The sequence below is a fragment of the Burkholderia lata genome (assembly GCF_902499025.1).
Lineage (GTDB): Bacteria > Pseudomonadota > Gammaproteobacteria > Burkholderiales > Burkholderiaceae > Burkholderia > Burkholderia lata_C.
The window spans coordinates 263,506-290,081 of record NZ_CABVPW010000004.1 but is presented as its reverse complement, the minus strand read 5'-3'; the positions used below and the strand labels follow the sequence as shown (position 1 = coordinate 290,081).

Sequence of the window (26,576 nt, the reverse complement as noted above, 5' to 3'; positions counted from 1 at the left end):
TGCGGACCTCCGTCACGGATTCAGTTTCAGGACGGCGCCTTCGACCGTGTGCTCCGCCGTCGCCGACGACGTCACCGTCTTGCCGTTCACGCTGTGGGTGTTCGTGCCGGTCGATGCGACGTTGACGCCCTGGATCGCGATCGTGCCGTCGCTCTTCATCACGATGCTGGACTTCCCGCAGACGAGCGAAAGCTGGTCGCCGGCGTTGACGGTCACCTGGTGCTGCACGTTCGTCGTATGGTTCGCGCCGACGTTGACGGTGTGTTCGCCGCCGACCGTGTGCGTATGCGCGTTCGCGATCGTCGACGTTCGCGTGCCGATCTCTTCGGTATGTGCCGATGCGACCAGCGTCTTCATGTCCTGCGACGTCGTCTGATACATCTGTCCGACGTTCAGGGTCTTGGCTTCCCCGATCGTTTCGGTCTTGGCATGCGTGACCGTTTCCGTGTGGCTGCCGCCGATCGTCGCCTCGCGATCCGATGCGATCGTCACGGTCTCCTTCTTCCCGACCGTTCGCGTCCGGTTCCCTCCCACCCCATGCGTCTCATCCACGCCAATCTGCGCCACCCGGTTCTGCCCGATATTCACCGTCTCGTTCTGCCCCACACTCCGTTGCCGGTTGTTCTTCACCTGCATCGTCTCGTCGTTCCCGACCGTATGCGTATGGTTGTTACCCACCGACAGCGTGTGATCGGCCTCCGTCTCCGCATCGAAATTCCGTTCCGCGTGCATCCAGAGTTGCTCGGCGCCCTTCTTGTCCTCGAACCGGAACGCATTGGCGTGGTCCGTCGTCCCGCCCGGCGACGACCGCGACAACAGCCCGCTCTGCGTCGCACTCCCCGGCAGCCCCCAGGGCGGCATCTTCTCGCCGTTGTAAACGCGCCCGGTCACGATCGGCTCATCCGGGTCGCCGTTAAGAAAATCGACGACGACCTCATCGCCCACCCGAGGAATCTGCACGCCTCCGAACCCGCCCCCAGCCCAGGGACTCGACACCCGCACCCAGCACGACGAGTCCTGATTGCTTTGCCCATACCGATCCCAGCGGAACTGCAGCTTCACGCGCCCGTACTGGTCGGTCCAGATTTCCTCCCCCGGCGGCCCGACCACGGTCGCCGTCTGCGGCCCGTTGGTGCGCGGCCGCGGCGTCTCGCGCGGCGACCGGTAAGGCAGGCTCGACGGCTGCACGAGCATCATCGTCTGATGCACGACAGCCTCCGCGCCCTGGTCGCTCGCATACGCGTTCTCCTGGAAGCGGTACTGGCATCGCACGATCAGGTACTCGCGGTTCTGGTCCGCACGCGGGCAATGTTCGAGCGTGAACAGATAACCGGGCGCGACACCCCGCACATCGGTATCGGCGTTCGCCCGCTCGTGTTCCGCCTGTTGTTCCTCGAGCCGCACACGGCTGTAATGCGCACCGGGTGCATCGTCGCGATAACCGCCCGGCCATTCGAACGACGCAAAACTGTCGTGATCGTGCCCACGCGGATCGACCTTCTGCGACGAAAGATCGGCGCGCGGCTTCGTATAGTCGTAGTCGGTGGTCTGGTGCCGGCCGACACTCACCTCCTGAACGGGCAGCCAGCCGTCGATGTGCTCCTCGTCGGCGATCGCGGTGCGGTCGCGCGCGATGTACGGAATCGTCTCGTAGCCGGGCAGCACGGTGTGCGACGACATCGCGTCGCCGAGCATCAGCGTATGCGTATCCTCCGCATGCCGGAACCAGAAGTAGATCCCTTCGAACTCCATCAGCCGCGACACGAACGCGGCATCGGTCTCGTTGTACTGCACGCAATAGTCGCGCGGCACATACGACTCGGCGAGGTGGTTCTCGATCGGAAAGCCGTACGTCGACAGCACCTCCTGCACGATCTCGGGCACGGTCTTGTTCTGGAAGATCCGGCAATCGGAGCGGCGTGTCGCGAGCCACAGCCACGGGCGCACGATCAGCTCATAGCCGTAGTACCGCTCGGCGCGCCGGCCGGAAAGCGATGCGCGCGCAACGATGCCGTTCAGGTAGCGGGTCGACAGGTCCTGCTGTTCGATCCGGACCGTCACGGGCTTGCCGAGCATGTCCTTCAGCGACAGGCTGTGGCTGTCGGCGAGCGCCTCGATCCGGAACTCGAACAGGCGGCCGAGTTCGTCGCTGCCGTCGAGCGTATGGAATTTGAGGTCGTCGCCGTGCGGGCTGTCGAGTGTGAATACGCGATTCAAGTCGTTTCCTCCTCGTCGAACCGGTACGCGAATTCGCCGTCCGCGGCGCTCAGCTCGATCGACGCCAGCGTGCGACCTTCGAGCGTGGCCTGCAGGATCGCGCGGCCGATGCGCGGCATCACGGTGTGCGTGAGGATCGCGTCGACCATCCGGCCGCCGGATTCGATCGTGCGGCAGCGCTCGACGACCAGCGCGGTCGCCGCGTCGGTGCAGCGCAGCCGGATGCCGTGGTGCGCGTCGATCCGTTGCTCGATCCGGCGCAACTGCAATGCGACGATCCGCGCGAGCGTCACGTCGGTGAGCGGGTAGTACGGCACGACGGTCAACCGGCCGAGCAGCGCGGCGGGAAACACGTCGAGCAGCGGCGCGCGCAAGGCATCGGCGAGCGTCTGCGTGTCGGGCAGGCGCTCGGGATCGCGGCACAGCTGCATCACGCGATCGGCGCCGACGTTCGACGTCAGCAGGATCACCGTATGCCGGAAATCGATGTCGCGCCCTTCGCCGTCCTCCATCCAGCCCTTGTCGAATACCTGGAAGAAAATCTCGTGCACGTCGCGGTGTGCCTTCTCGATCTCGTCGAGCAGCACGACGCTGTACGGGCGGCGGCGCACGGCTTCGGTGAGCACCCCGCCCTGCCCGTAGCCGACATAACCGGGCGGCGCCCCCTTCAGCGTCGACACGGTATGCGCCTCCTGGAACTCGCTCATGTTGATCGTGATCGCGTTGTGTTCGCCGCCGTACAGCGTGTCGGCCAGTGCGAGCGCGGTCTCGGTCTTGCCGACGCCGGACGGGCCGCACAGGAGGAACACGCCATGCGGCTTCTTCGGATCGTCCAGCTTGGCGCGCGCGGTCTGGATACGCTCGGCAATCAGTTCGACCGCGTGCTTCTGGCCGACGACGCGTTCGCCGAGCGTATCGGCGAGCTTCAGCACGGCCTGCGTTTCGTCGCGCACCATCCGGCCGAGCGGAATGCCGGTCCAGTCGGCCACGACGGCGGCCACCGCGTGCGTGTCGACGGCAGGCAGCACGAGCGGCGCATCGCCCTGCAGGTCGGCCAACGACTGCTGAGCGACCGAGAGACGGGTTTGCGCTGCAGCGCGTGCATCCGCATCGAGTACGTGTGACGGATCGTCGTCGAGCAGCAACGTGCGGGCATCGACGATGGCCGTCAATGCGTCGCGTTCGGTTTGCCAGCGGGTGTCGAGACGGTCGAGTTCGATCCGGGCGGCGGCAATGTCGTGTTCGATCGCATCTCGCCGCGCCGTATCGCCGGTACCGAGCGCGCATTCGCGTCCGATCCGCTCCTGCTCGACGCGGAGGCTGTCGATCCGGCGGCGCGCATCTTCGATCGGCGCGGGCACCGCGTGCTGGCTGACGGCGACGCGCGCGCAGGCCGTATCGAGCAGGCTGATCGCCTTGTCCGGCAACTGGCGGGCGGGAATGTAACGGTGCGACAGCGTGACGGCGGCCTGCAGCGCATCGTCGAGCACCAGCACGCGGTGATGCGCCTCGAGCTTCCCGGCCAGGCCGCGCAGCATCGTCAGCGCGGCTGCTTCTTCCGGTTCGTGCACGTGTACGAGCTGGAAACGCCGCGTGAGCGCCGGGTCTTTTTCGATGTACTGCTTGTACTCCGACCACGTGGTCGCGCCGATCGTGCGCAGCAGGCCGCGGGCGAGCGCGGGCTTCAGCAGGTTCGCGGCGTCGCCGGTGCCGGCGGCCCCGCCCGCGCCGACGAGCGTGTGGACTTCATCGATGAACAGGATCGCCGGGCGCTCGGACGACATCGCTTCGTCGATCACGCCGCGCAACCGGCTCTCGAATTCGCCCTTCACGCTCGCACCGGCCTGCAGCAGCCCGATGTCGAGCAGGTACAGCGCGACGTCGCGCAGCGACGGCGGCACGTCGCCGGCGGCGATCCGCAGCGCGAAACCTTCCGCGACGGCCGTCTTGCCGACGCCGGCCTCGCCGACCAGCAGCGGGTTGTTCTGCCGGCGTCGCAGCAGGATGTCGACGATCTGGCGAATCTCCGGATCGCGGCCGATCACCGGATCGATCTCGCCGGCCCGCGCGCGGGCGGTCAGGTCGACGGCAAAGCGTGCGAGTGCCGAGCCGTCGGCGGCGGCGGTCGCGCCGCGCATCGTCGCGTCGCTACCCGGTGCCGCCTGCCCGGCCGGTGGCGCCTCCGGCGAGCCTTCGACGATCGATTCGAGTTCGTCGGCGAGCACGTCCGGCACGACGCGCTCGAATTCGCGCGTGATCGCGAGCAGCACGTTGCGCAATTGCGGCGTCTTCAGGATCGCGAGCAGCAGCACCGCGCCGCGAATACGCGTCGCGTCGTACTTCAGCGTCGAGTACACCCATGCGCGCTCGACCGCGTCGTCGATATGCACGGATAGATCCGACACCGAACCCGCACCGCGCGGCAGCTTGTCGAGCGCGGCCACGAGCCCGCGGTCGATCGGGGCATCATCGACCCCGAAGTGGCGCAGCACACGCTGCAGGTCGCCGTCGGGCCGTTGCAGCATCTGCTTGAACCAGTGCGCGAGCTCGACGTAGGGATTGCCGCGCAGCCGGCAGAAGCCGGTCGCCTGCTCGAGCGTCTCGTAGAGGAACGGATTCAGTTTTCCGAACAGGTTGGCGCGGCCGATATCGGACATGACGGTTCCCGTTTAGGCGGTTTCGCGATGAAGGGGGGCACCGCCGCGCCGCACGTCGTAGCGGACGACGAGGTCACGCGCGGGGCCCGGTTCGAGCCGCTGCCCGAGCCACGCGGTGCGGCCGATGCCCTGCGGCGTGCCGAGCGCGATGGCCGGCACCGCGTCGGCCGCCAGTTCGAGCTGCACGTCCCAGTCGAACTCGATACCGACGTATTCGCGCACCCATTGCGCGAGTTGCCGGGCATCCGGGCCGCCCGGCAGGAATCGGCGGTACGCGTCGAGCGACAGCGGGCCGAGCACGATCCGGAAGCGCGACTGCGCATCGCGCACGGCAACACCGAGTGCGACGGCGCCGACCCGCAACGTCGGCCGCGTCGCGCGGATCGTGCAGCGCTGCGAGCGTTCGATCGCCACCCACTGCGGCACGTGCTCGACGATGCGGGCCTCGACACCGAAATGCCGGCGCAGGATCTGCACGAGCCCTTCCGGGTTGCGCGTGTGCCGCACGAGATGACCCGCGTGGAAATAGCGTGCATGCGGTGCGAGCGCGTCAGCGTCGGCGTCGGCTTTTGCGGCGGGCTTGTCGCCATGTGCCGCCCGCCCGATCAGGCTCGCGACATAGCCGTCGAACCGTGCACGCTCCGGGCGATCGAGGCTCACCGTCGGCTGCGCGTCGGCCCATGCGCGGTAGAACAGCAGGATCAGCCGGTGATGAAACAGGTCGGCGAACGCGGCAAAAGTCGGGTCGTCGTGCTGCGCCGCGCGTTCGTGCGCGTATTCGGTCAGGTGCGTCGGCAGCGGCCCGTTCGGGCCGAACAACCCGAAACCGTGGATCGCGATGCGCGGCGGCATGCCGCTGCCCTCGTCGCTCACGCCGGCCAGCATCGACGCCGCGAACGCGAGCGACGGCTGCTGCCCGAGCCGCACCGGCTCGTCGCGCGGCCGCGTGGCATGGCCGAGCGGCGCGCGGCCGGGCGACAGCGCATCGAGCCAGCGCAGCGCCTGGAACAGGTCGTAACCGTGCGGCGCGGCACGAAGGCGTGCCCACCACGCGTCGCGGCGTGCGGCTTCGGCGGCGGGCCCGGCACCCGATGACATGTCGCGCTTCATATCGCGGGCCGCCTGCCGATGCGCGCCGGCCAGTGTGCGAGCGTGCCGCGCTGCGCGCTGGTCAGCACGCATTCGGCGAACGCGTTGATCGACACGTGGCGCGCGAAGAACTGTTCGAGCACCGCGCCGAGCAGGAACGGGCTGTCGCCGGAGAATGCATGATCGTCGACGGTCACGTCGACCTGCACGCCGCGCCCGAACATCAGCGGGCCGGACGCCGGCAGCCGGCGGAACACCGGCGAGAACGCCACGCGCAGCACGCCGTCGATCTGCCGGCGCATCGCGGCATCGGCCGGGTCGGCATGCAGGCCGAGCAGTTCGCGCAGCGCATGCGCGCCCTCGTCGTCGTCGAGATCGGTCAGCGTGTGGCGCGCCAGCCCGAGATGGCGGATCAGCCGCCACGCGGTTTGCGCATCGGCGATCGGCGGCCGCGGGCGCGACGGGCCGCGGATCGCGACGATGCTTTCGACCGGGGCCGACACGCGCAGCGTGAACGTGTTCGCATCGCCGGGCGGCTGCAGCAGCACGAGATCGCGGTTCGTGCACAGCGTGTCGGCCGCCAGGTAGCGCATCGTCTCGTCGTACGGCGCGCACTGGCTGTCGACGAGCGACACGTAGGCCTCGCTGCCGACGTAGCCGGTGCGCGTACCGTTCGCGCGCGCCTGCGCGGAGACGAGCCGCGGTTCGCGCCGCACCGTGTAGTACGCGCCGTGGTTGCCGTCGTCACTCGCGAACGACGCATGAAACGGCCGGAATTCGCGCGACTGGCCGTCGTCGCGCTGCTCGCTCGCGAGCCGCTGCACCGCATAGACCTCGTAGTCGAGCGGCCGGCTGCGATCGACGACGACATGGTGTTCGCGCGCGCCCGGCTGCAGCGGAATGCGATCGGCGCGGCGCGCGAACAGGTTCACGGCCGGCGTGCAGTTCAGCGCGAGGTGTTTCGCGCTGACGGCTGCTTCGAGCGCCGCATCGTGGCGGTCGAACAGCACGGTCAATTCGAACTCGTCGCCGGTTGCGCGCGCAAGCGCGGCGCGCAGCCCGCCGATGCTGAAGAACAGGAAGCGCGCCGGAAACGCGAAATACTCGCGCAGCAATCGGTAGCCGTGGAAGCTGCGGCCGTCGTCGGGCAGGATCGCCTGTGCGGGATCGAAGCCCTCGTGGACGATCTCGTCGGCGTCGAGCGTATGCAGCCAGCGCGGCGGCTGTGCCGGATCGTGGCACACGACGCCGAGCGCATGCGCGGCGACCAGTTCGAGCAGGTGCAGCGCGTCGCGCTCGGGGCCCGCGAGATGGAACGTCAGCCGGTCGAGCGGCAACTGGGAGAGTCTGGCACCGCCGCGCGCCTTCAGCCGGATGCGCAGCGCGCCGCGCACGTCCTGCCGCGCAGCGACCGCGCCGCGCGGCAGCCACGACGGCGCGCCGGTGACGGTCGCATCGGTCAGTTCGAGCGGCCACAGCGTCAGGTCGTGCGCGGTGCGGAATTCGCACGCGGTCTGCTCGGACGCGGCCGGCCGCGCACGCAGCGCGGTGCCGGCCGGCAGCCGCCAGCCTTGCGCGAGGCTGCCTTCGTTCAGCAGCGGCGCGAACCGCACGATCGCCATCGACGGCAGCGGCGCGATATAGCCGGGATACACGGCATCGAGGAGCGCCTGCGTGAAGCGCGGAAACTCGGCGTCCATCTTGAGCTGCACGCGCGCGGTGAGGAAGCTGAAGCCTTCGAGCAGCCGCTCGACATACGGGTCGGGCGGCCCCGATTCGTTGAGCCGCAGCCGCGCCGCGACTTTCGGGAACTGCTGCGCGAATTCGCCGCCGAGCTCGCGCAGGTACGCGAGCTCGCGGTTGTAGTAGTCGAGCAGGCGCGTATCCATCGCGTCAGGCCCCCGCCACGGATTGCAGCGACATCGCGCCCGTCTCGAGATCGAGGTCGGAGCGCAGCACGAATTCGAGCGGATGCGGGATCGACCACAGCGTGCCGCGAATCTCGAACAGCAGCACGTTGTGGCGCCGTTCGCCGGCCCGGCCGCCAGCCGCATCGATCACGCTGCGGACGTCGACGCTGTCGGGCGCGATGCGCGGCTCGAAGCGGATGATCGCGTCGCGGATCGACGCCTCGACCGACATCCGCTCGACGCCCGACATCGGCTTGCCGACGAGCGGCCGCATCCCGTAGTTGAGCACCGACGCCTGCGCGTGCGCGAACGCCGACCAGTCGACGAAGCCGTCCTCGGCGTTGCGCGTGTTGAGCAGCCACGCGAGATCGCGCAGCACGGCCGCGCGCAGGCGTTCGGTGCCGATCCACTGCGCGCCGGGCGCTTCGGCGGCGCGCTGCGGCGTGTCGTCGGTGAGGCGGTCGAGCAGCGCGGGCTGGAGCCGGTCGCGCAGGCTGCCCTCCCGGCCGTCGCGGGTTCGCGGGTCGTCCATGGTCATCTCCGCGCCGTCACATCTCGGTGTTTTCCTTGATGTTCCAGCCGACGGTCACCTCCGCGCCCTTGCCGCCGTTGTCGTTCTGCTGCCAGTACTGCTTCTTCACCTTCGCGGCCTGGAAGCCGTAGTGCATCATCAGCCGGTCGGCGACGTCGCCCGGATCGATGCCCGCGACCTGCGCGGACGTGACGAGCACCTCCTGCAGCGTCACGCGCATGAACTCGACCTGCGAGCCGCCCGTCTTGCACGCGGAGATCTCGACCGTCGAAAGGTGCTTGCCGTTCGCGCAGTTCTTGATGATCGCGGGCGCGCCCTTGTCCATGTACGCGGCGACGACGAGATCGTTGAAGCTCGCCTTGCCCGCGTTGCCGCCGCTGCCGCTCGCCATCGCGCCCGGCTGGCTCGCGCCCCACGTGAACGACTGGATGTCGGTCCAGCCCTTGTGCTGTGCGTCCGCCGATTCGCCGGTCACGCCGTCCACCTTCATAAACATTGCCACGCCCATTGCCGTCTCCGTTTCAGTGCGATGTCAGGATGAATGCCGCGTTGAATGCCGATCGTTGCTTGCTTTGCCGCTCACTCGTTGGCCGCCTTCGCGGTCGGCAGCCGCGAGATGAGCCGCAGCGACACGGTGAGCCCCTCGAGCTGGTAGTGCGGCCGCAGGAAGAATTTCGACGTGTAGTAGCCGGGGTTGTCCTCGACTTCGTCGACCACCACCTGCGCGGCCGCGAGCGGCTTGCGCGCCTTGGTTTCCTGCGACGAGTTGATGGGGTCGCCGTCGACGTAGTTCATGATCCAGTCGTTCAGCCAGCGCTCCATGTCGTCGCGTTCGCGGAACGAGCCGATCTTGTCGCGCACGATGCACTTCAGGTAGTGCGCGAAGCGGCAGCACGCGAACAGGTACGGCAGGCGGCCGGACAGCCGTGCGTTCGCGGTCGCGTCGGGATCGTGGTACTCGGCCGGCTGGTACAGCGACTGCGCGCCGATGAATGCCGCGAAATCCGAATTCTTCCGGTGCACGAACGGCATGAAACCGTTCTTGGCAAGTTCGGCCTCGCGGCGGTCGCTGATCGCGATCTCGGTCGGGCATTTCTGGTCGACGCCGCCGTCGTCGGTCGGGAACGTGTGACTCGGCAGCCCTTCGACCGCCCCGCCCGATTCGACACCGCGGATCGACGAACACCAGCCGAACTGCTTGAACGAGCGGTTGATGTTCGCGGCCATCGCGTATGCCGAGTTCGCCCACGTGTAGCGGTCGTGGTTCGCGGAGTCGGTGTCTTCCTCGAAGTCGAATTCGTCGACCGGGTTGGTGCGCGCGCCGTACGGCAGCCGCGCGAGAAAACGCGGCATCGCGAGGCCGATGTAGCGCGAATCCTCCGACTGCCGCAGGCTGCGCCACGCCGCGTATTCGGTGTTCTGGAAGATCTTCGTCAGGTCGCGCGGGTTCGACAGCTCCTGCCACGAATCCATCTGCATCAGCTCCGGCGATGCGCCGGCGATGAACGGCGCGTGCGCGGCCGCCGCGATCTTCGACAGCTCGCCGAGCATCTCGACGTCGGGCGGGCTGTGGTTGAAATGGAAGTCGCCGACCAGGCAGCCGAACGGCTCGCCGCCGAACTGCCCGTATTCCTCTTCGTAGATCTTGCGGAACAGCGGGCTCTGGTCCCACGCGACGCCCTTGTAGCGCTTCAGCATCCGCGCGACCTCGTTGCGCGACGCCGGCAGCGCCTTGATCTTCAGCAGCTCGTCGGTCTCGGTGTGCGTGACGAGGTAATGCAGCCCGCGCCACGCGCCTTCTAGCGTCTGGAATTCGTTGTGATGCAGGATCTGGTTGATCTGCTCGGACAGCTTGCGGTCGATCTCCGCGATGATCTGCTTCACGCTGCCGTACGCATCGGTCGTCATGCCGACCGTATGTTCGAGCGCCTGCTGCGCGAGTGTGCGCACCGCGCGCTCGACCGACTCGCGCGCCTCGGCCGTCTTCGGCTTGAACTCCTTCTGCAGCAGCGCGGCGAATTCGTCGTGCGCGACGGCCGGTTGCGCGGGCTCGCGTGTGTCCGCGCGGGATTGGACGGGATCATTCATCGCGGGCCTCCGGTTGGGTCGCGTCGCTGCCCTGTGCGGGCTCGTGCGGGTTGCGCACAAGCGTCTTCAGCAAGTCGGGATCGTTGATCGCGCGCTCGATCAGCTGCTCGGCGCCGTGCTTGCCGTCCATGTACGACAGCAGGTTCGACAGCTCGGTGCGCGCCTCCAGCAGCCGGCGCAGCGCGTCGACGTTGCGCGCGATCGCGGCCGGCGAGAAATCGTCGATCTGCTCGAACGTCATGTCGACGTTGAGCATCCCCTCGCCGGTCAGCGTGTTCGGCACCTGGAACGCGACGCGCGGCGCGACCGACTTCATCCGCTCGTCGAAGTTATCGACGTCGATCTCGAGGAACTTGCGCTCCGGTAGATCCGGCAACGGCTCGGCGCGCTTGCCCGCCAGGTCCGAAATCACGCCCATCACGAACGGCAACTGCACCTTGCGTTCGGCGCCGTAGGTCTCGACGTCATACTCGATCTGCACGCGCGGCGCCCGATTGCGCGCGATGAACTTCTGTCCGCTGCCTGCCGCCTTGGTTCTGTCCGTCATCGTCCACTCCTTCACATCGATCAGGTTGCGCAGTCCGTCGGCGTCGCCCGCATGGCGGCGCCATTCGTTCGTGTCACTCGCTCCGCTCGCCGCTCAGCAGGTCCAGCTTCGGCAGGCTCTCCGGCGCGAGATCGCGGATGATTTCGTAGAAGTCGAGCGCGAGCAGCCGCTGCGCGCGCCTCAGCAGCAACGGCGCCGGGTGGCTCGGCTCGTGCTGCTCGAAATAGCGGCACATCTTGTCGAGACCGATGCGCACGTCGTCGCGGCTCGTGACCTCGGCATCGCGCCACGCGTGCGCATTCGGCATCGCTGCCGCTGGGGTTGCGGCGATGCCCGGCTGCGATGCATCGCCGGGCGTGGCCTGCTGCCCGTCGGGCGAAACCGGTCGCGGCTCGGGCAGCGGCACTTCGCGCACGATCCGCTGCAGCGCCTTCTCGGCATCGCCTTCGTCGGGCGCCCATTCGCGGCCCAGCTTGTCCGTCACGCCTGCGCGGATCGCATCCAGCGCGTGCAGTGCCGCGCGCGCCGCGTCGAGCGGCGTCGTGCCGTCGCTGCGCGCGGCCGACAGCGCAGCCAGCAGGCTTTCGCGGCTGCCCGCCACGGGGCTGCCGGTATCGTCGCGGCCGTCGAGCAGCCGTTCCGCGTCGCGCACGCTCGGCCCGCCGTCGAACAGCGGCTGGCGGCGCGCCGCGCGCGCGCAGTCGTGCGCACCGGCCACCTCGGCGAGCGCGTTCATCCGCAGCGTCGGGTCCGGTTCGCCGTCCGCGTCGAGCCGCGGATGCAGGTCGTCCCAGCGGCGCTCGAGCAGGTTCGCGACGAGCGCGAGCGCGTCCGCATAGCCGGGAATGCCGTGCTGCTCGGTCCAGCTTCGCGCGAGACAGGCGATGACGCGCAGGTCCTTCGTGCGGGCGGACAGCGCCAGCGCGAGCCGCTCGACCGCACGCCAGTCGGGCGCTTCGGCCGGGATCACGGTGTCACCGTATTGCTGCTCGGCGCGGGGCGTCGCGCGCTCCTGCAGTTGCAGGAACTCGGCGTCGTATTCGAGGTTCGCGCCGCACGGTGCATCGGGTGCGACCTCCGCGAGCAGCTGGCCGATCAGGCCGGCGCGCGGGGTCGCCGGCAGGCCGGGCGGCACCGCGGCATATGCGGCGGCGGCCAGCGCCGCCTGGCTGACGTCATTCGAATGCATAGTCGATGTTGACCGGTTTGCTGCCGAAGTCGATCGCCACGGTGCGGTGCAACGGCGGCAGCGAGCCGTTGCGGATCTCGATCACGTAGACGCCCGGCGTCAGCGATACGGAGCGCAGCGGCGGGCTTGCACCGCGCCGCGCGCCGTTCACGTAGACGTCGCCCCATGGCCGCACGTTGAAACGCACCTGCACGGTTTCCTGCACCTTCGGCGCACGCGGCTGTTGTTCGGCAGGCAGCACGTTCACGGCGGCGATGGCCGTCTGGGTTTCCGGCGGGGGCTTTGGCGCCGGCGCCGGTGTCGTCACCGTCGGTACGGCCGATTCCGACCGTGGCACGTTGACGACGCGTTCCGACGCATCGAGGCTGCCGGCGGGCGCGATGGCCGAACGGGAGCCGGCCGACGACGGAGCCGGGTTCGTCACGGTGGTCGCAACCTGCGGCGCGGGCGTGGCGGCCTCGGCGGGCGGCGTGCTGGCCGGCTCGGCTGCGACGGGTGGCGGCGGAACCTGCGCGGACGATCCGGCCGGCAGGCTGGACGGCGGCACGACGGTCGGTGTCGGCCCCTGCTGGGCCAGCGTGGCAGCCGGCGTGCTCGCGGGCGGTGGCGTGCCGGCCTGCGGCTGGCTCGCGACGGGCGCGGGCTCGTCGGCGACGCGGGCGGGACGCAACAGATACGTCGCCGCGAGGCCGACCGCGATCAGCGCGACGAGCGCGCTGCCGACGTAGACCGGCAGCCGGCGGTTGCGCGACCGGGCGGCGGCCTGGCTGGGTTGCCCGCCGGTCGGCACGGATGCGCCGCCCGAGGACGAAGCCGATGCGGCGGCATACGGGGCGGTCGTACCGGCGTTACCGGCAGCTGCAGAGGTGTTCGCATTCCCGGAACCCGCTGTACCTCGCGCACCGACGTCGGCGTCGGTACGGGTGGATCGCGTACCGGCTTCGTCGTATATGTCAGCTCTTGCAGCGGGCGTTTCGTTCGCGCGTTCGACGTTTCCGTTCGGCGCGTCGGAATCGACCGGTTTCACCGCCGATTGAGATGCATGCGATGCAGACGCGGCGAGCGAGCCCGCAGCCGCAACGGCCGCGCCTTGCGCGGCTATTTGGGCCGTCGAACGCGCATCGGCTTCCGGCCTGGCGCCGGACACACCAGGCGATGCGGACGCCGTATCCGTGGGCGCAGACCCATGGTCCGCGCCGGCGGGCGTCGATGCCCGCCCATCCGGCGCAGCGTTGCCCGCAGCGGCCCCGCCCGCGCCGATCGAAGCCGCAGCGGCAGCCGACGCCGTGCCGGATGCAGCAGAAGCCTCACGCTTCCCTTCCCCGCTCCTGCCTGCTTCCGTCATCGGCGTCACGACCGCCGCGCCATACCCGCCACCCGTCCCGACGTCCCGCAACCCGAGCTCCGCCGCGAACGCCGCGACCGATTCCGGCCGGTCCGGAATCCGCAACTGCAGCGCATGATCGACGGCCGCGAGAAACGCCGGGCTGTACACCTCGCCGGCCGGCAGTTCGCGCGACGCGAGCGGCCGGTACGTGTCCTTGATGCTGCGCACGACGGCCGCGGGCGGCAATTCACCGGTGATCATCGCGTGCATCACCGCGCCGAGCGCATAGAGATCGGTCCACGGCCCCTGGCTGAACGCGGGATCGTCGGTGTATTGCTCGATCGGCGCGTAGCCGGGCTTGATCATCATCGCGCCGTCGTCGACCAGGTCGCCGATCCGTTTGCGCGCCGCACCGAAGTCGAGCAGGATCGCGCTGCCGTTCGGGCGGATCAGCACGTTGTCGAGCGCGACGTCGCGATGGAAGCATTGCGCGCGATGCAGCGTGTCGAGCGCGCCGAGCAGCGCGCCGACGATGTTGCGCAACTGCGTTTCGCTGATCCGCATCCCGCCGTCGAGCAGCTGCTTGAGCGTGCGGCCTTCGTAGAACGGCATCACCATGTACGCGGTGCCGTGGCTTTCCCAGAAATGCAGGACCTTGACGAGGCCCGGATGGTCGAATTGCGCGAGCAGGCGTGCCTCGTTGAGGAACGCGCCGCGCCCGGCGTCGAAGGCCTGCGCGAACCGCTCGGAGCGCAGCGAGACCGTGTAGTCGCCGCCGCGCGTGGCCAGCATCGACGGCATGTACTCCTTGATCGCGACCGCACGCCGCAACGTGCGGTCGAATGCGCGATAGACGATCCCGAAGCCGCCGATGCCCAGCACCTCGTCGAGCTGCAGTTCGCCCAGGCGATGGCCGAGCGGCAGCGGCCGCACCGTGAATTCGGATGCGTCGCCGCGTGTCGCCGTGTCGTGCTCGTTGTCTCTCGATCCAGCGTCCTTCATCTCCACCACCTCTCGAAACCGCGTCCTGTCCGCCCGCCGCGCCCGACGGCCCGCCCTCCCTCTGCCGGGCCGCTAGCTGCCGCCGAACAGCGTCAGGAACAGCGCGTTGTCGGGCGTGCCCGTATGCGCATGCGTGCGCAGCGGCGATCCGTCCGCGCGGTTGGTCCACCAGAAACTGGTGCCGCCGTGCGGATCGAAGTAACCTGACAGCCCCGGCCACGCGGCCGGGGCCGGCCGTTCCGGCGGCGGCGCCGGCATGCCGTCGACGATGTCCGCGTACGTGTCGTCGCCCGGCGTGAGCCGCACGCGCTCCAGCATCTGCTCGAGATCGCCCGGCGCGCGTGCATGGCGGATCGCGTCGAGCAGCGCCTGGCCCACCTGCCAGTAGAACGTGTCGGCGGCATCCGGCAGCTCGTTCCAGTAATCGGCCGCGCGCATCGGCAGCGTGACGATCACCGGGTAGTAGCGCCCCACGCGGTCGCAGCTCGGCGCGAGGCAGCCCGGCTGCACGCACGACGCGCCGGCGCCCGCCGGAATCAGGAAATTCCAGACCGGCGCGACCGTGTAGTGGCGCTCGATCTCATCCGCGCCGCGCTGGCGCATCGCGGCCATGCCCTGCTGGAGCCAGCGCTCCCACCACAGCGCGAGCGCATGCGGCAGCCGGCTGTTCACGAAGTCGCCGGCGCCGGGAATCTTCCCGTACCAGGCCGGCGCATCGCCGTCGGTACGCGTGAACGGCGGTGTCGGGCTCATGGCTTCGGAGGGCATGTAAAGGACTCCATCTGGGGCAGCCTGAACGGGTTGCGGACACTGCCCGCATTCACTTGCAGCACGATCGGTTTGCCGTCGACCGTGAACCGCGCAATCATCTGGTCGGAGCCGCGCCCGGCGGACACGGCCGCGCGGTCGAACAGCCGGTGCAGCGCCCACGGCCCGTCGGTCGTGAAGCCGTCGGTCGCGCCGGCCTGCCCCGATACCTGCAGCCGCACCTGGTTGCTGCCGCGCGGGCCCGGCCAGTCCACCGCGCTCTGCACGAGCGGGCCGTGCGCGTAGCGGACGATCTGCCCGTCGACGTCGAGCACCATCTCCGTGATCGACGGGTCCATTTCGAGCGGCTGGACCTGCACCTTCAGCTGCGCGGTACGCGCGCCGCCGCCGAAATAGACGTCGCGGATCACCGCCGCCTTTTCGAACGACGCAAGCATCGCGGCGGCCGAGGGATCGGCGTCCGCATTGCGGTTCGCGAAGCGCCACGGGTGCGACGTCGTATCGACGATCGACTGCAGGTTCTTCTGGAAGAAGTCGTCCATCAGGCCGCCGGGCGCGAACATCTGCGCGAAATCCGCCGGCGCGACGTCGTGCGACGCGCCGCGCGCGAACGGATAGCGGCCCGCGATCGCCTGCCGGCAGAAGTCGCCGACGTTTGCACCCGCCCGCGTCGCGACGCTGCGCTGCTCGACGGTCGCGACGCTGCCGTTCGCGACGTTCGACAGGTCGTCGAGCACCTCGCGGAACGGCGTCGGCAGGCGGCCGGCCTGCGCGCGCAGCTTGGCAGGCGCGTCGGACGGCGGCGGTTGCGCGCCGCTCCGCAGCGCGTCGTCGGTGGCCGTCAGGTACGTGTACAGCGCGTCGATCGACTTCAGCACCTCGTTGAACGCCTGGGCCTGGTCGCCGCTGCCCGGCGCGAACGCGCGCAGCCCGGCGAAATGGCTGTCGACGACCTGCTCGGCGCTCGCGGGGGCCGCCGCGGACGCGCTCGAGTTGCTGCCCTGGCCCGCGAAGATCTGCGACAGCGAGCTGCGCGCCTCGTCGACCTTGTCCTGCGCACGCGCCGCGAGATTGCGCGCCCCGCCCGGCGCATCGCCGAGCGCCGTGTCCCGCGCGAGCGCCACCATCAGCCGGGTGAGCGGCGAATCGGCGGAGGACAATGCCCGCGCCACCTGGATGCTCTGCGCGAGCGTCGCGGTGCGTTGCAGCTTGATGTCGGCGAGATAGTCGTCCCAGATCTTCAGGTAGTCGTTCAGGTAGAGCTGGCGGATATCTCGGGCCCACGCGGCCGCGTCGTTCGGCCCGGGAATCTCGGACAGCCCGAGGTTCAGCACCCACACTTCCTCGCGCCCGTACGCTTCGACCTCGCCGGCCAGGCGCGGCGCGAACACGTTGCGATAGCCGTTGCGCGTATAGAGCCCCGGCACGCCTTCCGACAACGGCTTGCCGCTCTGGCGGCGGAACACCAGCGACGCGTCGGGGCCGACCGCGCGCGCGACGCTGAAGTCGAACGCGGAAGTGGCCGGCCGCAGCGTGAGCGTGAGCTGACGGTACAGCCGCTGCGAGAACGGCACCTGCCGCAGCCGGTCGCGCACGTCGGCCACGAGCCGCTCGTTCATCGGATACGGCGAAACCGCGACACGGTTGCCGAACAGCGCGGCGAGATGCGCACGCAAAGCGGAGCGTTCGGCCGGCGAGAAATCGGGCGGCAGCGCGCGTTCCATTTCGAGGTCGACGACGGCCTGCACGAACGCGGGATCGTAGTGCGCGCTGTCGTACAGCATCAGGTACGCCTTCAGCGCCGCATACGCGTATTCGGTCTCGTCGGGCCGTGCGTCGCGCAGCGCGGCCTCCATCCGGCTCGCCGCGATCGGCAGCAGCACGTCCTCGAGCGCGCGCCGGTACACGGCGTCGACGGCTTCGTCGATCTTTTCGCCCTGGAACAGCCCCCACCGATACGCGAGCGGCGGATGCTGCAGGTCGACGCCGCCCGCATTCGCGAGGTTGCCGAGCGCGTCGAGCACGGGCAGCAAGCGGGCGACGTCACCTGCATCGGAAAATTTCGCCCCGGCGATCTGTGCATCGACGGCCGGTACGCGCGCGGCGATCTGGTCGAGATACGCGCGATTGTTCGAATAACTGCGCAGCCACGCGAACAGCGCGGCCACGCACACCAGCGCGAGCAGCACGTAGCCGGCGATCTGCAGCACGCGCCGCTTCTGATGCCAGCGCAGGTCGCTGCCGGCGAGCGCGGCTTCGCGGAAGATGTGCTCCTGCAGCAGCGACTTCAGGAAGAAGCTGCGCCCGGTCGAGCCGACCTGCGCGACCGGCGGCACGCCCTCGATCTTCAGGAAGCGCTTGATGCCGCTCATCACGCGATCGAACGCGGTGCCCTCCTGCGTGCCGCTCGTCAGGTAGACGCCGCGCAGCATCGGCATCGGCTCGTAGCTCGACACGGAAAACACTTCGGCGACGAACTGGCCGAGCATGTCCTGCAGGTCGGCGATCTGCTGCGGCAGCAGGTACGTCATCTCGCGCTGGCGCGCGTCGGTCTGTGCGGCGAGCAGTTCGGGCAGCCCGTCGTTCAGCCGCTGGTGCAGCAGCCGGTATTCGCGATCGAATGCCGCGCGCAGGTCGAAGCCCGGCGCTTCGCTTTGCGCGAGCGGGAACGTGAACCCCCACACCTGCGCGCATTCCGTGCGGCCGTAGCTGCTGAAATACTCGGCAAAGCCCGCAAGCAGGTCGGCTTTCGTCACGAGCAGGTACACCGGAAAACGAATGCCGAGCTGCGCGCGCAGTTCGAGCAGCCGCTTGCGCAGCACCATCGCGTGCTGCGTGCGTTCGGCCTCCGACGCGCCGAGCAGGTCGGCCACGCTGATCGTCAGCATCGCGCCGTTCAGCGGCTGGCGCGTGCGGTATTTCTTCAGCAGGTCGACGAAGCCTTTCCACTCGGCCTCGTCGAGCGCGCGGTTGCCCTCGTGCGTCGTATAGCGGCCGGCCGTGTCGATCAGCACCGCGTCGTTCGTGAACCACCAGTCGCAATGCCGCGTGCCGCCCACGCCGCGAATCGCCGCGCGGCCGAACTGCTCGGCGAGCGGAAAGCTGAGCCCGGAATTCACGAGCGCAGTGGTCTTGCCCGAGCCCGGCGCGCCGATGAACACGTACCACGGCAACTGATACAGATACTGGCGCGACATCCGGTCGAACCACTGCGTCACGCCCTTGCGCGCGGTGTCGGCCTGCCCGAAGCGGACCTTCTTCAGCAGCGTCGCGGCTTCGTCGAAGCGGCTGCGCAACTCGTCGAGCTGCGCTTTCGCCGGATCGTCGGCGGTGGCCGGCCCGGGAGCGGCCTCGCGCAGCTGGTTCAGCAACTGCGCGTTGAGCCGGCCGGCGCGCCAGCTGTGCCACGCGACGCGTGCGCCCCACGCGATGAACAGCACTGCGATCGTGAGCCCGCGCGCCCAGCCGCTTTCGAGCGGCCGGACCTCGGCGAACGCGAACAGCGGGCCCGCGAGCCACACGAAGCAGGCGAGCACGACGAGACCCGCGAAGGTCCAGATCTCCCGCGACGGCAACGGCCGGACGAAACGCGCGACAGCCTGGTTCATGGTCAGTTGGCTCCCTGCGTGACGCTCGCGCCGACGGCGGCGCTGCCCGGCGCCGGCAGCAGCGTGATCTCGACGCGCCGGTTCAGTGCGCGGTTCGCGGGCGAATCGTTCGGCGCGACCGGGTCGAGCGTGCCGCGCCCTTCCGCCGCGAGCCGTTCCGGATGGTCGAGCCGCGCGGCGATCATCCCGCGCACGGCTTCCGCGCGTTCGCGCGACAGGTCCCAGTTCGACGCGAAGCGCGCCGTATGCACGGGTGTGTCGTCGGTATAGCCGGTCACGCGCACGTTGCCGGGCACCTTGTTCAGCGCATCGGCCACGCGCGCGAGCACCGGCACGTAGCGGTCGATCACCGACGTCGAGCCGGACTTGAACAACCCGTCGCCGCGCAGCACGATCACGCTGCGATCGGCGTCGTCGCGCACCGACACGAGGCCGGCCGCGATCTCCGGCTCCAGGAACTTCGCGATCCGCGGCGCCTGCGCCGGGCGCGGCGGCGCCTGCGCGGGCTGCAGCTTCGGCACGTGCAGCGCGTCGATCGACGCGAACAGCCGATCCGAATGCCCGGCGAGCGCGATCCGCAGCCCGACGAACACGCCGAAGCCGATCAGCAGCGCGAGCGCCACGCATACCCACAGCGGCACGACGAACCGGCGCGCGACATCGCGCGTGACGACGTCGCGCCAGTGCGGCGACAGCGCCGGTTCGAATTCGCCGCGCACCGAGCGGATCGTCAGCGCGAGCTGGTGGCGCAGCGCGTCGAGCTGCGCATGGCCGTTGTCGAGCACGCGATAGCGGCCCTCGAAGCCGAGCGCGAGACAGAAATACAACAGCTCGAGCAGGTCGAGATGCTGGCGCGGCTGCTGTGACAGGCGCTCCAGCAGGTGGAAGAATTTCTCGCCGCCCCAGGTCTCGTTGTGAAACGACACGAGCAGGCTGTGCGACGACCACACGCTGCCGCCCCACGGCGTCAGCGCGGCCGCCTCGTCGAGCGCCGTGCACAGGCAGTAGCGCGCGCCGATGATCGCTTCCGACGGCACGCCGGCCTCCTGCGCCCGTGCTTCGAACTGCCGGATCTCGACGACCAGATGCTCGCGCAACCAGGCCGGATTCGGGTGATGGACGGTCGAGCGGATCTGCGGCACCAGGTTCAGCAATGGATTCGCCGCCGCGACGAGCGGGTTCGTGCCGCTCGCGGCCCAGCGCCCGGGGCGCGGCTGCGTCGCGGTCGGACCGGTCGCGCCCGCCGTGGCCGGATGCATGCCGCCCGGATTCGGCGGCACGAATCCGCCGGCGCCCGGAGAGATCGAATCGGAGGAGGAATTCATCGCGTCGCCCCGCCCTTATCCGCGTATCGCCCAGAACTCCATCGAGAGCCCAGGGAATTCACCGGCGAAATGGAAAGCGAGACCGCCGGAGCGCGCCAGTTGCTTCCACAGGTCGCTGCCCTTGTCGATCTCGAAGTACGTATGGCCCGCGTGATACGGGATCTGTCGCGGCGCGACCGGCAACTGGCGCATCGTGATCCCCGGCAACTGCAGCTGCACGAGGTCGCGGATCCGCTCGACCGGCCCGAGCTTCGCCTGTGCGGGGAAACGCGTGCGCAGGCTGTCGGCCGGCACGTCCGCGCGCACGGCGAGCACGAAGCCGGCCGTGTCGCGCAGCGCCGGGTCGGCCAGCGTCGCGACGCGGATGCCGTTGCCCGCATCGCGCAGCTCGATCTGGATCGCGTTCTGCTCGAGCACCGTCGACAGCGACCGGCGCAGCTCGGTCATCAGCTCCGCGAAGCTCGTGCGCAGGTCGTCGTGCACGTAGACCGCGAGCGACTGCGGGCGCCGGCCGGCTGCCGTGAACGTGCTCAGGTCGCACGCGAGCTTGAGCCAGTCGCAGAACAACGTCTCCGGATGCGTCGACACGTGCTGTTGCGCGTGCCAGGTCAGCGCGAGATAGCGGTTCACGAGCTGCAGCAGCAGGAAATCCGCGACTTCCGACACGCCGCCGCGGCCAGGCTCCGACAGCCGTGCCGCGAGCGCTTCGCTGCGTTGCGTGAGCAGCCCGTGCAGCTCGCGCGCATAGGCCAGCAGCACGGCGTCGTGCTGCGCGACGAGGCGCGGCGGAATGTAGCCGTCGTCGACGAGCAGCCGCGCGTCGGTGCGCCGCTCGACGATCCGCGCGACGCCGAGCGCGTGCCAGTCGCCGGTCAGCTCGGCTTCGAGCATCAGCCGCACGTTCAGGCGGCCCGTCTGCAGCAGCGCGGGGCCGAGCGCGACTGCGTTCGCGTCGGCCACTTCGTATTCGCGCACGACGTAGCGCGCGACATCGGCACCGCCGTTCACGCCGTTCGCCCCCTTCGCGGCATTGCCGCCGCCTGCGCCTGCACCGAACGACACCTCCTCGCCGCCGCCGCGCCACAGCGGCAGCGCGAGCACGACGAGCTGGTCCTTCGCATCGGCCGGCACGTCGAGCGGTTCGGGGAGATCGTCCGGATGGGACAGGTCGAACGGCGTGCCGTCCCGCATCACGCCCGACGCGGTGCGCAGCGCGACCTTGCCGAGCGCCAGTTGCTCGCGATCGAGCGCCAGCGTGTCGAAGCCCCAGTAGAAGCCTTGCAGCGGCAGGCAGCGCAGCGCGACGTAGCGCTCCCAGTGCCGTTCGAGCTGCTGGAAATGCTGCGGCCGCAGGAACATCCCCTCGGTCCACACCACCCGCTGGCGGAGCGCCGCGACCGGCGTCGCGGACATCGTCGGTTCGGTCATGGGCGCCCCTTCGCATCGTTCAGCGCGATGCCGCCGTTGCGGACTGCAATCGACAGCTTCAGTTCGCCCGGCGACGTCTGCCAGAACTTGTAGAGATTGAGCTGCTTCGCGCGCGGCAGCGGCACCGTCAGCCGCCAGCGGTTCTTTTCGAGCATCCGGTATTCGGCGACCACGCCGATCGCGCCGGCCTCGACGTTGCCGCGATAGTGCAGCGTGCGCGATTCGCCCGGCCGCAGGATCACGCGGTCGGTGCCGAGTAGGTCCCCGCCGAGCACGTTCTCCGGCTTGTCCTGCAGCGAGAAGAAATCCGCGCTGTCGAACGACGACGACGCGCGAAGCTGGAACACCTTCAGCACGATCGGCGAAGGCTTGCGGTTCATGTCCGGGTTGACGTCGGGCGCAACGTCAACCGTGATCGCATACGGCACCGCCGCGGCGTGCTCCGTCGCGCCGCATCCCGGCAACAGCACCACGCATCCCCATACGATGAAACTGCTCGACCGCCATTGCATATTCCACCCTCGCCACCCAATAGCCTCGCGCCGGTTTTCAACTTCGAAACCGGATGACCTGATTGAAAAAGGGACAATTAATTGATCGGTAATTGTGTAGCCTGCATATCCATCCATTGCAATCCGTATCGGCAAATTGTTCTTGTAAAAAGCCGGGTCATATCAATCAGGGTTTTTGAAAGTCGCTTTGGTGAAATGATGGGTAATTGAATTGTGGTTGGTAAATTAATGGCAAAAGTTAATCCGACCGGTGCGCCTGGGCGGCCCGGTTCTATGGCGTGGACACCTGTCGGATGGGCGCGGGGCGCACGCCGGCCGGCCGCCGGGCAAGGGACGCTCGCGACGCTGGTGGTGTGCCAGGCTATTCGTTTCGCACGAACGGATGGTCCCGTTTTTCGTGCATTGACGTGCGCTGACCAAACAACTGATGAATCCGAAAAACACAGCGAACTATAGGCCGTTTTTCCGGTTTCACAAGCACTGAAATTCGTAGTCGATTCTGCATTCAGGTAGAAGCGGATTGGCTAAATGAAACAAAACGTAACAGCCGGTTTGGTGCCGATGATTGGCACTAGAATCCAACAGCGCTTGTGTGCCACCTTCCAATTACGCCAATTTTTAATTTCAATAATGAAAGGTCGTTCATCGCTCGTTCTTTTCCTCGGCGCATGGTTGCTGGGGGCCGGCGGGTGCAGTACGTCCCCGCCACAGTCGGCTGCACGCACGACGATCGATAGCGCGCGCGCTGCGTACGACAGCGGCGACTACGGGCGCACGATCGCGCTGCTGAGCCACGCGAAGGAGATCGACGGCGCCGACACCGACACGCAGGTGGCCGCGCACAAGCTCCTCGCGTTCAGCTATTGCGTGACGAACCGCATCACGCCGTGCCGCGCCGAGTTCTCGAAAATTCTCGACCTCAACCCGCGCTTCGACTTGTCCCCTGCCGAGAAGGGGCATCCGATCTGGGGGCCCGCGTTCGAATTCGCGCGCCGCAGGCATGCGTCGTCATCCTGAACGAACCGGCTGCCACGCGAGCGCTTCACCGAGCGACGTATGACATGCAACTGATCGTGATCGAACATGCCGGCGAGCCGGTCGAAAACGACTCCTACGACGCCGTCGTGTTTCATCCGCCCGGCGGCACCATCGGCCGGGCCAGCGACAACCATCTCGTGTTGCGCGACGACACGCGGCAGATTTCACGGCTGCAGGCGCTGCTGCAGGTGGGCGACGACGCGTGCCTGCTGAAGAACCTGAGCAGCGTCTCGACGATCGAGGTGAACCGCGAACCGGTCGGCTATGCGCAGGAGCGCCCGCTCAACACCGGCGACATCATCCGCATCGGGCCGTACGTGCTGCGCGCCGAACGTGACGACGGCGGCGATGGCGACGATGCACCGGTCATCGACATGGCGACCGATACCGGCAGGCCCGTCGATACGCCGGCGCAGCCGCGAGCTTCAGCGGCGCCCGCGCAAGCATCGCCGTCACGTATCGATACGAAAGGCGCCGGCAACCGGCTGTGGGGGCTCCTGCAGGATCGTCTCGCTCCGCGCGGCAAGGCGGCGGACGGCGGTACGCGGCCGGGTGGCCCCGCCCGTGCCGATGCGCCGCAGCCGGCGAACCGCGCGGCGCAGGCCGACCCGCCCTCGCCGTCGCAGCGCGACCTGAACCAGCTGTCGATCGATCCGCTCGACCTGTTCGCGCAGTCGGCGGGCGATATCGGCGCGTCGGGCACGGCGCCGCAAGCCGCTCGCGGCTACGCGGATCGCGAAGCGTCGTTTGCGACGCAGGCGGATCATGCGCCCGAATGGACGCAGCACGTGCGCGTGCAGCCGGCCGCCGCGCGCACCGCCGATACGCAGCCGCCCGACGAACCGGCGCCGCACGCGACGCGTGCGCCGACGCCCGATGAACTGCTGAACGCGTTCTTCGAAGGCGCGGGGCTCGATACGGCCGCCGAATCGCATCAGTGGTCGGCCGAACAGCTGTACATCGCGGGCCAGTTGCTGGCGCTGTTCGCGAACGGCACGGTCGAGCTGCTGTCGTCGCGCAGCATCCTGAAGCGCGAGGTGAAGGCGCACATGACGATGCTGCTCGATCGCGAGAACAACCCGCTGAAGCTGCTGCCGGATGGCGGCGCCGTGCTGCGGCAGATGTTCGGGCTGCCGCTGCCGGGCTTCATGTCGCCGCAGAGCGCGGTCAGCGACGCATTTCAGGATCTGCATGCGCACCAGATCGGCATGGTCGCCGGCATGCGCGCCGCGTTGATGGACCTGCTGACGCGCTTTTCGCCGCAACGGCTGCGCGAGCGGGACGATGCGATGCGCTGGTACGAGAAGCGCGTGCCTGCGCTGTACAAGGCGAGGATGTGGGATCGCTACGCGGCGACCCATCGCGACACGGTGTTCGCGATCGAGGACGATTTCGCGTCGGTGTTCGGCAAGGCGTTCCTGGCGGCATACGACGCGGAAGTGGAAAGCTATCGCGGCAGCGGCCGGCACTGAGCCCGGAGCCCCGAGCCCCGAGCCCCGAGTGGCGTGCGCGCCATCGCCCGCCATCGGCATCAGGCGACACGCGCCGGCGATCGCGTCAGGCTCCCGTTTCGTGCGAGGCGACCTTGTTTCGCCCCGTTTCCTTCGCCTGATACAGCGCCTCGTCGGCCGCCTTGATCACCGACTCGACCTCCCCTTCCTGTTCGGGCACCCAGCTGGCCACGCCGATGCTCGCGGTGACGCGCCCGAATTCGCTTTCCGCGTGTTCGATCGCGAGCCCGTCGATGGCCGCGCGAATCCGTTCGGCGATCTCGGTCGCGCCCGTCGTCGGCGTGTCGGGCAGGATCACGACGAATTCCTCGCCGCCATAGCGGGCCGCGGTATCCGCGGGGCGCCGGATGTTGTCGCCGATGCACCGTGCAACCGCGGCCAGCGCATCGTCGCCGGCCTGGTGGCCATACGTGTCGTTGTAGGACTTGAAACGGTCGACGTCGACGAACAGCAGCGAAAACACCGAATGGGCCCGGCGTGCGCGGCGCCATTCCAGATCCAGCACTTCCCCGAACGAGCGGCGATTGTTGAGCCCGGTGAGGCCATCGGTGCGCGCGAGCATCACCAGCTCGGATTCGGCCCGCATCCTGCGCCGCAGCTGGGTGCCCAGCAGGAACGACAGCACGATGAACGCCGCGCCGAAGGTCGCCACCAGCGCGCCGATCGTGATCGCCCGGCGCCGCCATGCGGCATAGATGTCCTGCTCCGCTTCGGCGACCATGATGATCAGCGGCAGGTGCGGCAGCGTCTTGAAGTAGTACAGGCGGCGCACGTGGTCGATCGTCGAGGTGTCGAGGAACGAGCCTTCCGGCGCCGTCAGGAAATGACGAAACGTCGCCGCCTGGCTGATGTCGCGACCGATGGTATGCACGTCGTACGGCTGGCGCATGAACATGACGCCGTCCTGGCCGATCAGCGAAATCGCACCGTGCGAGCCGAGCGCGAGGCCGGCGAACAGCGTGTGGAAATACTCGAGATTGACCGCGATCATCACGATGCCGCCGAACGAGCCGTCCGGATTCGACACGCGGCGCGTCAGCGCCATGCTGAGCGAGCCGCCGCGCAGGCGTGACGCATAGGGATCGCTGATGTAGAGCCCGGCGTTCGGATTGTCGCGGTGAACCGTAAAGTACTTGCGGTCGCCGAAGTTGCCCTGTCGCGGCGCGTCGTTCGCCGAATCGAGGATGATGTTGCCGGCCGCATCCAGTACGAGCATCGAGCCGAGAAATTTCGCCGTCATCGCGTGATCGAACAGGACGCCGCGCCGCAATGCCGGCGACGCCGCCATGACGTCCGGCCGCTGCAGGCCCTGGATCACCGCTTCCAGCGACAGGCCGTACAGCTCGATATTGCGTTCGATGTCGCGCTCGGCGACGAGCGCCAGATTCCGCGACGTATCGCGCGCGCGCTCGAGCGCGTCGTGACGGCTCTGAAACAACTGCAACACGCAGAGGCCCATCAGCGCGCACGCTATCAAGGTCCCCGCCAGCACAACGTAGTACGGCGCTGCCGACCGCGGATGCATCCGTTTCCTCTCAGGTTGGGCCGACGCTGATGCACCGGTTGTTATGGTTTCGTATGAATAACCTATACCAAAAAGTGTGGCGCGCGGGTACGAGGTGCTGTCCGTACTTGTCAGATGGCTGACGACGTGAGCTGAGCGGTGTCGAGCGGATCATGTGCCGTTCGAGCGGGCATCGGGTGCCGGCATCGATTCACCGAGGGGCGCGGCGTGTGTCGTTGCCGATGACCGAATTGAAACAATCCATGTGCAGTGGTACGCACATTGAAATGCCGGGCGGGTTGCCGTTCGAATGGACGGCGGGAG

18 protein-coding genes are annotated in these 26,576 nt (G+C 68.6%); 2 read left to right on the top strand and 16 right to left on the bottom strand.

All coding sequences use genetic code 11. The features are described 5' to 3' along the window. Positions 1 to 12: 12 nt before the first annotated feature. From tssI to tssJ, 15 genes are all read right to left on the bottom strand, one after another. Complete coding sequence (gene tssI, locus BDI24065_RS06080) at positions 13 to 2,217, bottom strand: type VI secretion system Vgr family protein (protein ID WP_175030454.1); 2,205 nt, start codon at positions 2,215 to 2,217, stop codon at positions 13 to 15. Then, on the bottom strand, positions 2,214 to 4,874 hold the full coding sequence (gene tssH / locus BDI24065_RS06075; protein WP_175030453.1) for a type VI secretion system ATPase TssH: 2,661 nt from the start codon (positions 4,872 to 4,874) through the stop codon (positions 2,214 to 2,216). The genes tssI and tssH overlap by 4 nt, the downstream gene beginning before the upstream one ends. A 12-nt stretch (positions 4,875 to 4,886) precedes the next feature. Continuing rightward, positions 4,887 to 5,972: a type VI secretion system baseplate subunit TssG gene (gene tssG / locus BDI24065_RS06070; protein ID WP_254609692.1), complete on the bottom strand. Its 1,086-nt coding sequence runs from the start codon at positions 5,970 to 5,972 to the stop codon at positions 4,887 to 4,889. An 8-nt stretch (positions 5,973 to 5,980) separates the two neighbouring features. Beyond that, positions 5,981 to 7,852 carry a type VI secretion system baseplate subunit TssF gene (tssF, locus tag BDI24065_RS06065; RefSeq protein ID WP_175030451.1) on the bottom strand — a complete coding sequence of 624 codons (1,872 nt, stop codon included), beginning with the start codon at positions 7,850 to 7,852 and terminating at the stop codon, positions 5,981 to 5,983. 4 nt (positions 7,853 to 7,856) lie between these two features. Further along, the gene (tssE, locus tag BDI24065_RS06060) at positions 7,857 to 8,405 is read right to left on the bottom strand and encodes a type VI secretion system baseplate subunit TssE (RefSeq protein ID WP_175030450.1); all 549 of its coding nucleotides are present in this window, start codon (positions 8,403 to 8,405) and stop codon (positions 7,857 to 7,859) included. 16 nt (positions 8,406 to 8,421) lie between these two features. Next, on the bottom strand, positions 8,422 to 8,913 hold the full coding sequence (locus BDI24065_RS06055; protein ID WP_175030449.1) for an Hcp family type VI secretion system effector: 492 nt from the start codon (positions 8,911 to 8,913) through the stop codon (positions 8,422 to 8,424). Positions 8,914 to 8,984: 71 nt separating this feature from the next. Continuing rightward, positions 8,985 to 10,493, bottom strand: coding sequence for a type VI secretion system contractile sheath large subunit (tssC, locus tag BDI24065_RS06050; protein WP_175030448.1), 1,509 nt, complete (start codon positions 10,491 to 10,493; stop codon positions 8,985 to 8,987). Next, the gene (gene tssB, locus BDI24065_RS06045; protein WP_174958369.1) at positions 10,486 to 11,040 is read right to left on the bottom strand and encodes a type VI secretion system contractile sheath small subunit; all 555 of its coding nucleotides are present in this window, start codon (positions 11,038 to 11,040) and stop codon (positions 10,486 to 10,488) included. The genes tssC and tssB overlap by 8 nt, the downstream gene beginning before the upstream one ends. Before the next feature lie 73 nt (positions 11,041 to 11,113). After that, positions 11,114 to 12,229, bottom strand: coding sequence for a type VI secretion system protein TssA (gene tssA / locus BDI24065_RS06040; protein WP_254609691.1), 1,116 nt, complete (start codon positions 12,227 to 12,229; stop codon positions 11,114 to 11,116). Then, positions 12,216 to 14,558, bottom strand: coding sequence for a serine/threonine-protein kinase (locus BDI24065_RS06035; protein ID WP_175030447.1), 2,343 nt, complete (start codon positions 14,556 to 14,558; stop codon positions 12,216 to 12,218). The genes tssA and BDI24065_RS06035 overlap by 14 nt, the downstream gene beginning before the upstream one ends. A gap of 72 nt (positions 14,559 to 14,630) precedes the next feature. Then, positions 14,631 to 15,326 (bottom strand): type VI secretion system-associated protein TagF, encoded by a 696-nt coding sequence (tagF, locus tag BDI24065_RS06030; RefSeq protein ID WP_175030446.1) that lies wholly within the window; start codon positions 15,324 to 15,326, stop codon positions 14,631 to 14,633. Beyond that, on the bottom strand, positions 15,308 to 18,934 hold the full coding sequence (gene tssM, locus BDI24065_RS06025) for a type VI secretion system membrane subunit TssM (RefSeq protein ID WP_175030445.1): 3,627 nt from the start codon (positions 18,932 to 18,934) through the stop codon (positions 15,308 to 15,310). Before tssM ends, tagF begins: the two co-directional genes overlap by 19 nt. Before the next feature lie 2 nt (positions 18,935 to 18,936). Next, the gene (locus tag BDI24065_RS06020; RefSeq protein ID WP_175030444.1) at positions 18,937 to 20,259 is read right to left on the bottom strand and encodes a DotU family type VI secretion system protein; all 1,323 of its coding nucleotides are present in this window, start codon (positions 20,257 to 20,259) and stop codon (positions 18,937 to 18,939) included. 15 nt (positions 20,260 to 20,274) lie between these two features. Beyond that, the gene (gene tssK / locus BDI24065_RS06015; RefSeq protein ID WP_175030443.1) at positions 20,275 to 21,687 is read right to left on the bottom strand and encodes a type VI secretion system baseplate subunit TssK; all 1,413 of its coding nucleotides are present in this window, start codon (positions 21,685 to 21,687) and stop codon (positions 20,275 to 20,277) included. Continuing rightward, positions 21,684 to 22,199 carry a type VI secretion system lipoprotein TssJ gene (gene tssJ / locus BDI24065_RS06010; protein ID WP_175030442.1) on the bottom strand — a complete coding sequence of 172 codons (516 nt, stop codon included), beginning with the start codon at positions 22,197 to 22,199 and terminating at the stop codon, positions 21,684 to 21,686. The genes tssK and tssJ overlap by 4 nt, the downstream gene beginning before the upstream one ends. 630 nt (positions 22,200 to 22,829) lie before the next feature. Here tssJ and BDI24065_RS06005 point away from each other — a divergent pair. Together BDI24065_RS06005 and tagH are read left to right on the top strand one after the other, a co-directional pair. Next, positions 22,830 to 23,216 (top strand): TssQ family T6SS-associated lipoprotein, encoded by a 387-nt coding sequence (locus BDI24065_RS06005; protein ID WP_175030486.1) that lies wholly within the window; start codon positions 22,830 to 22,832, stop codon positions 23,214 to 23,216. Between the two features lie 44 nt (positions 23,217 to 23,260). Beyond that, positions 23,261 to 24,709 carry a type VI secretion system-associated FHA domain protein TagH gene (gene tagH / locus BDI24065_RS06000; RefSeq protein WP_175030441.1) on the top strand — a complete coding sequence of 483 codons (1,449 nt, stop codon included), beginning with the start codon at positions 23,261 to 23,263 and terminating at the stop codon, positions 24,707 to 24,709. 85 nt (positions 24,710 to 24,794) lie between these two features. Here tagH and BDI24065_RS05995 read toward each other — a convergent pair whose 3' ends face one another. Further along, positions 24,795 to 26,273 (bottom strand): sensor domain-containing diguanylate cyclase, encoded by a 1,479-nt coding sequence (locus tag BDI24065_RS05995; protein ID WP_175030440.1) that lies wholly within the window; start codon positions 26,271 to 26,273, stop codon positions 24,795 to 24,797. Positions 26,274 to 26,576 lie beyond the last annotated feature (303 nt).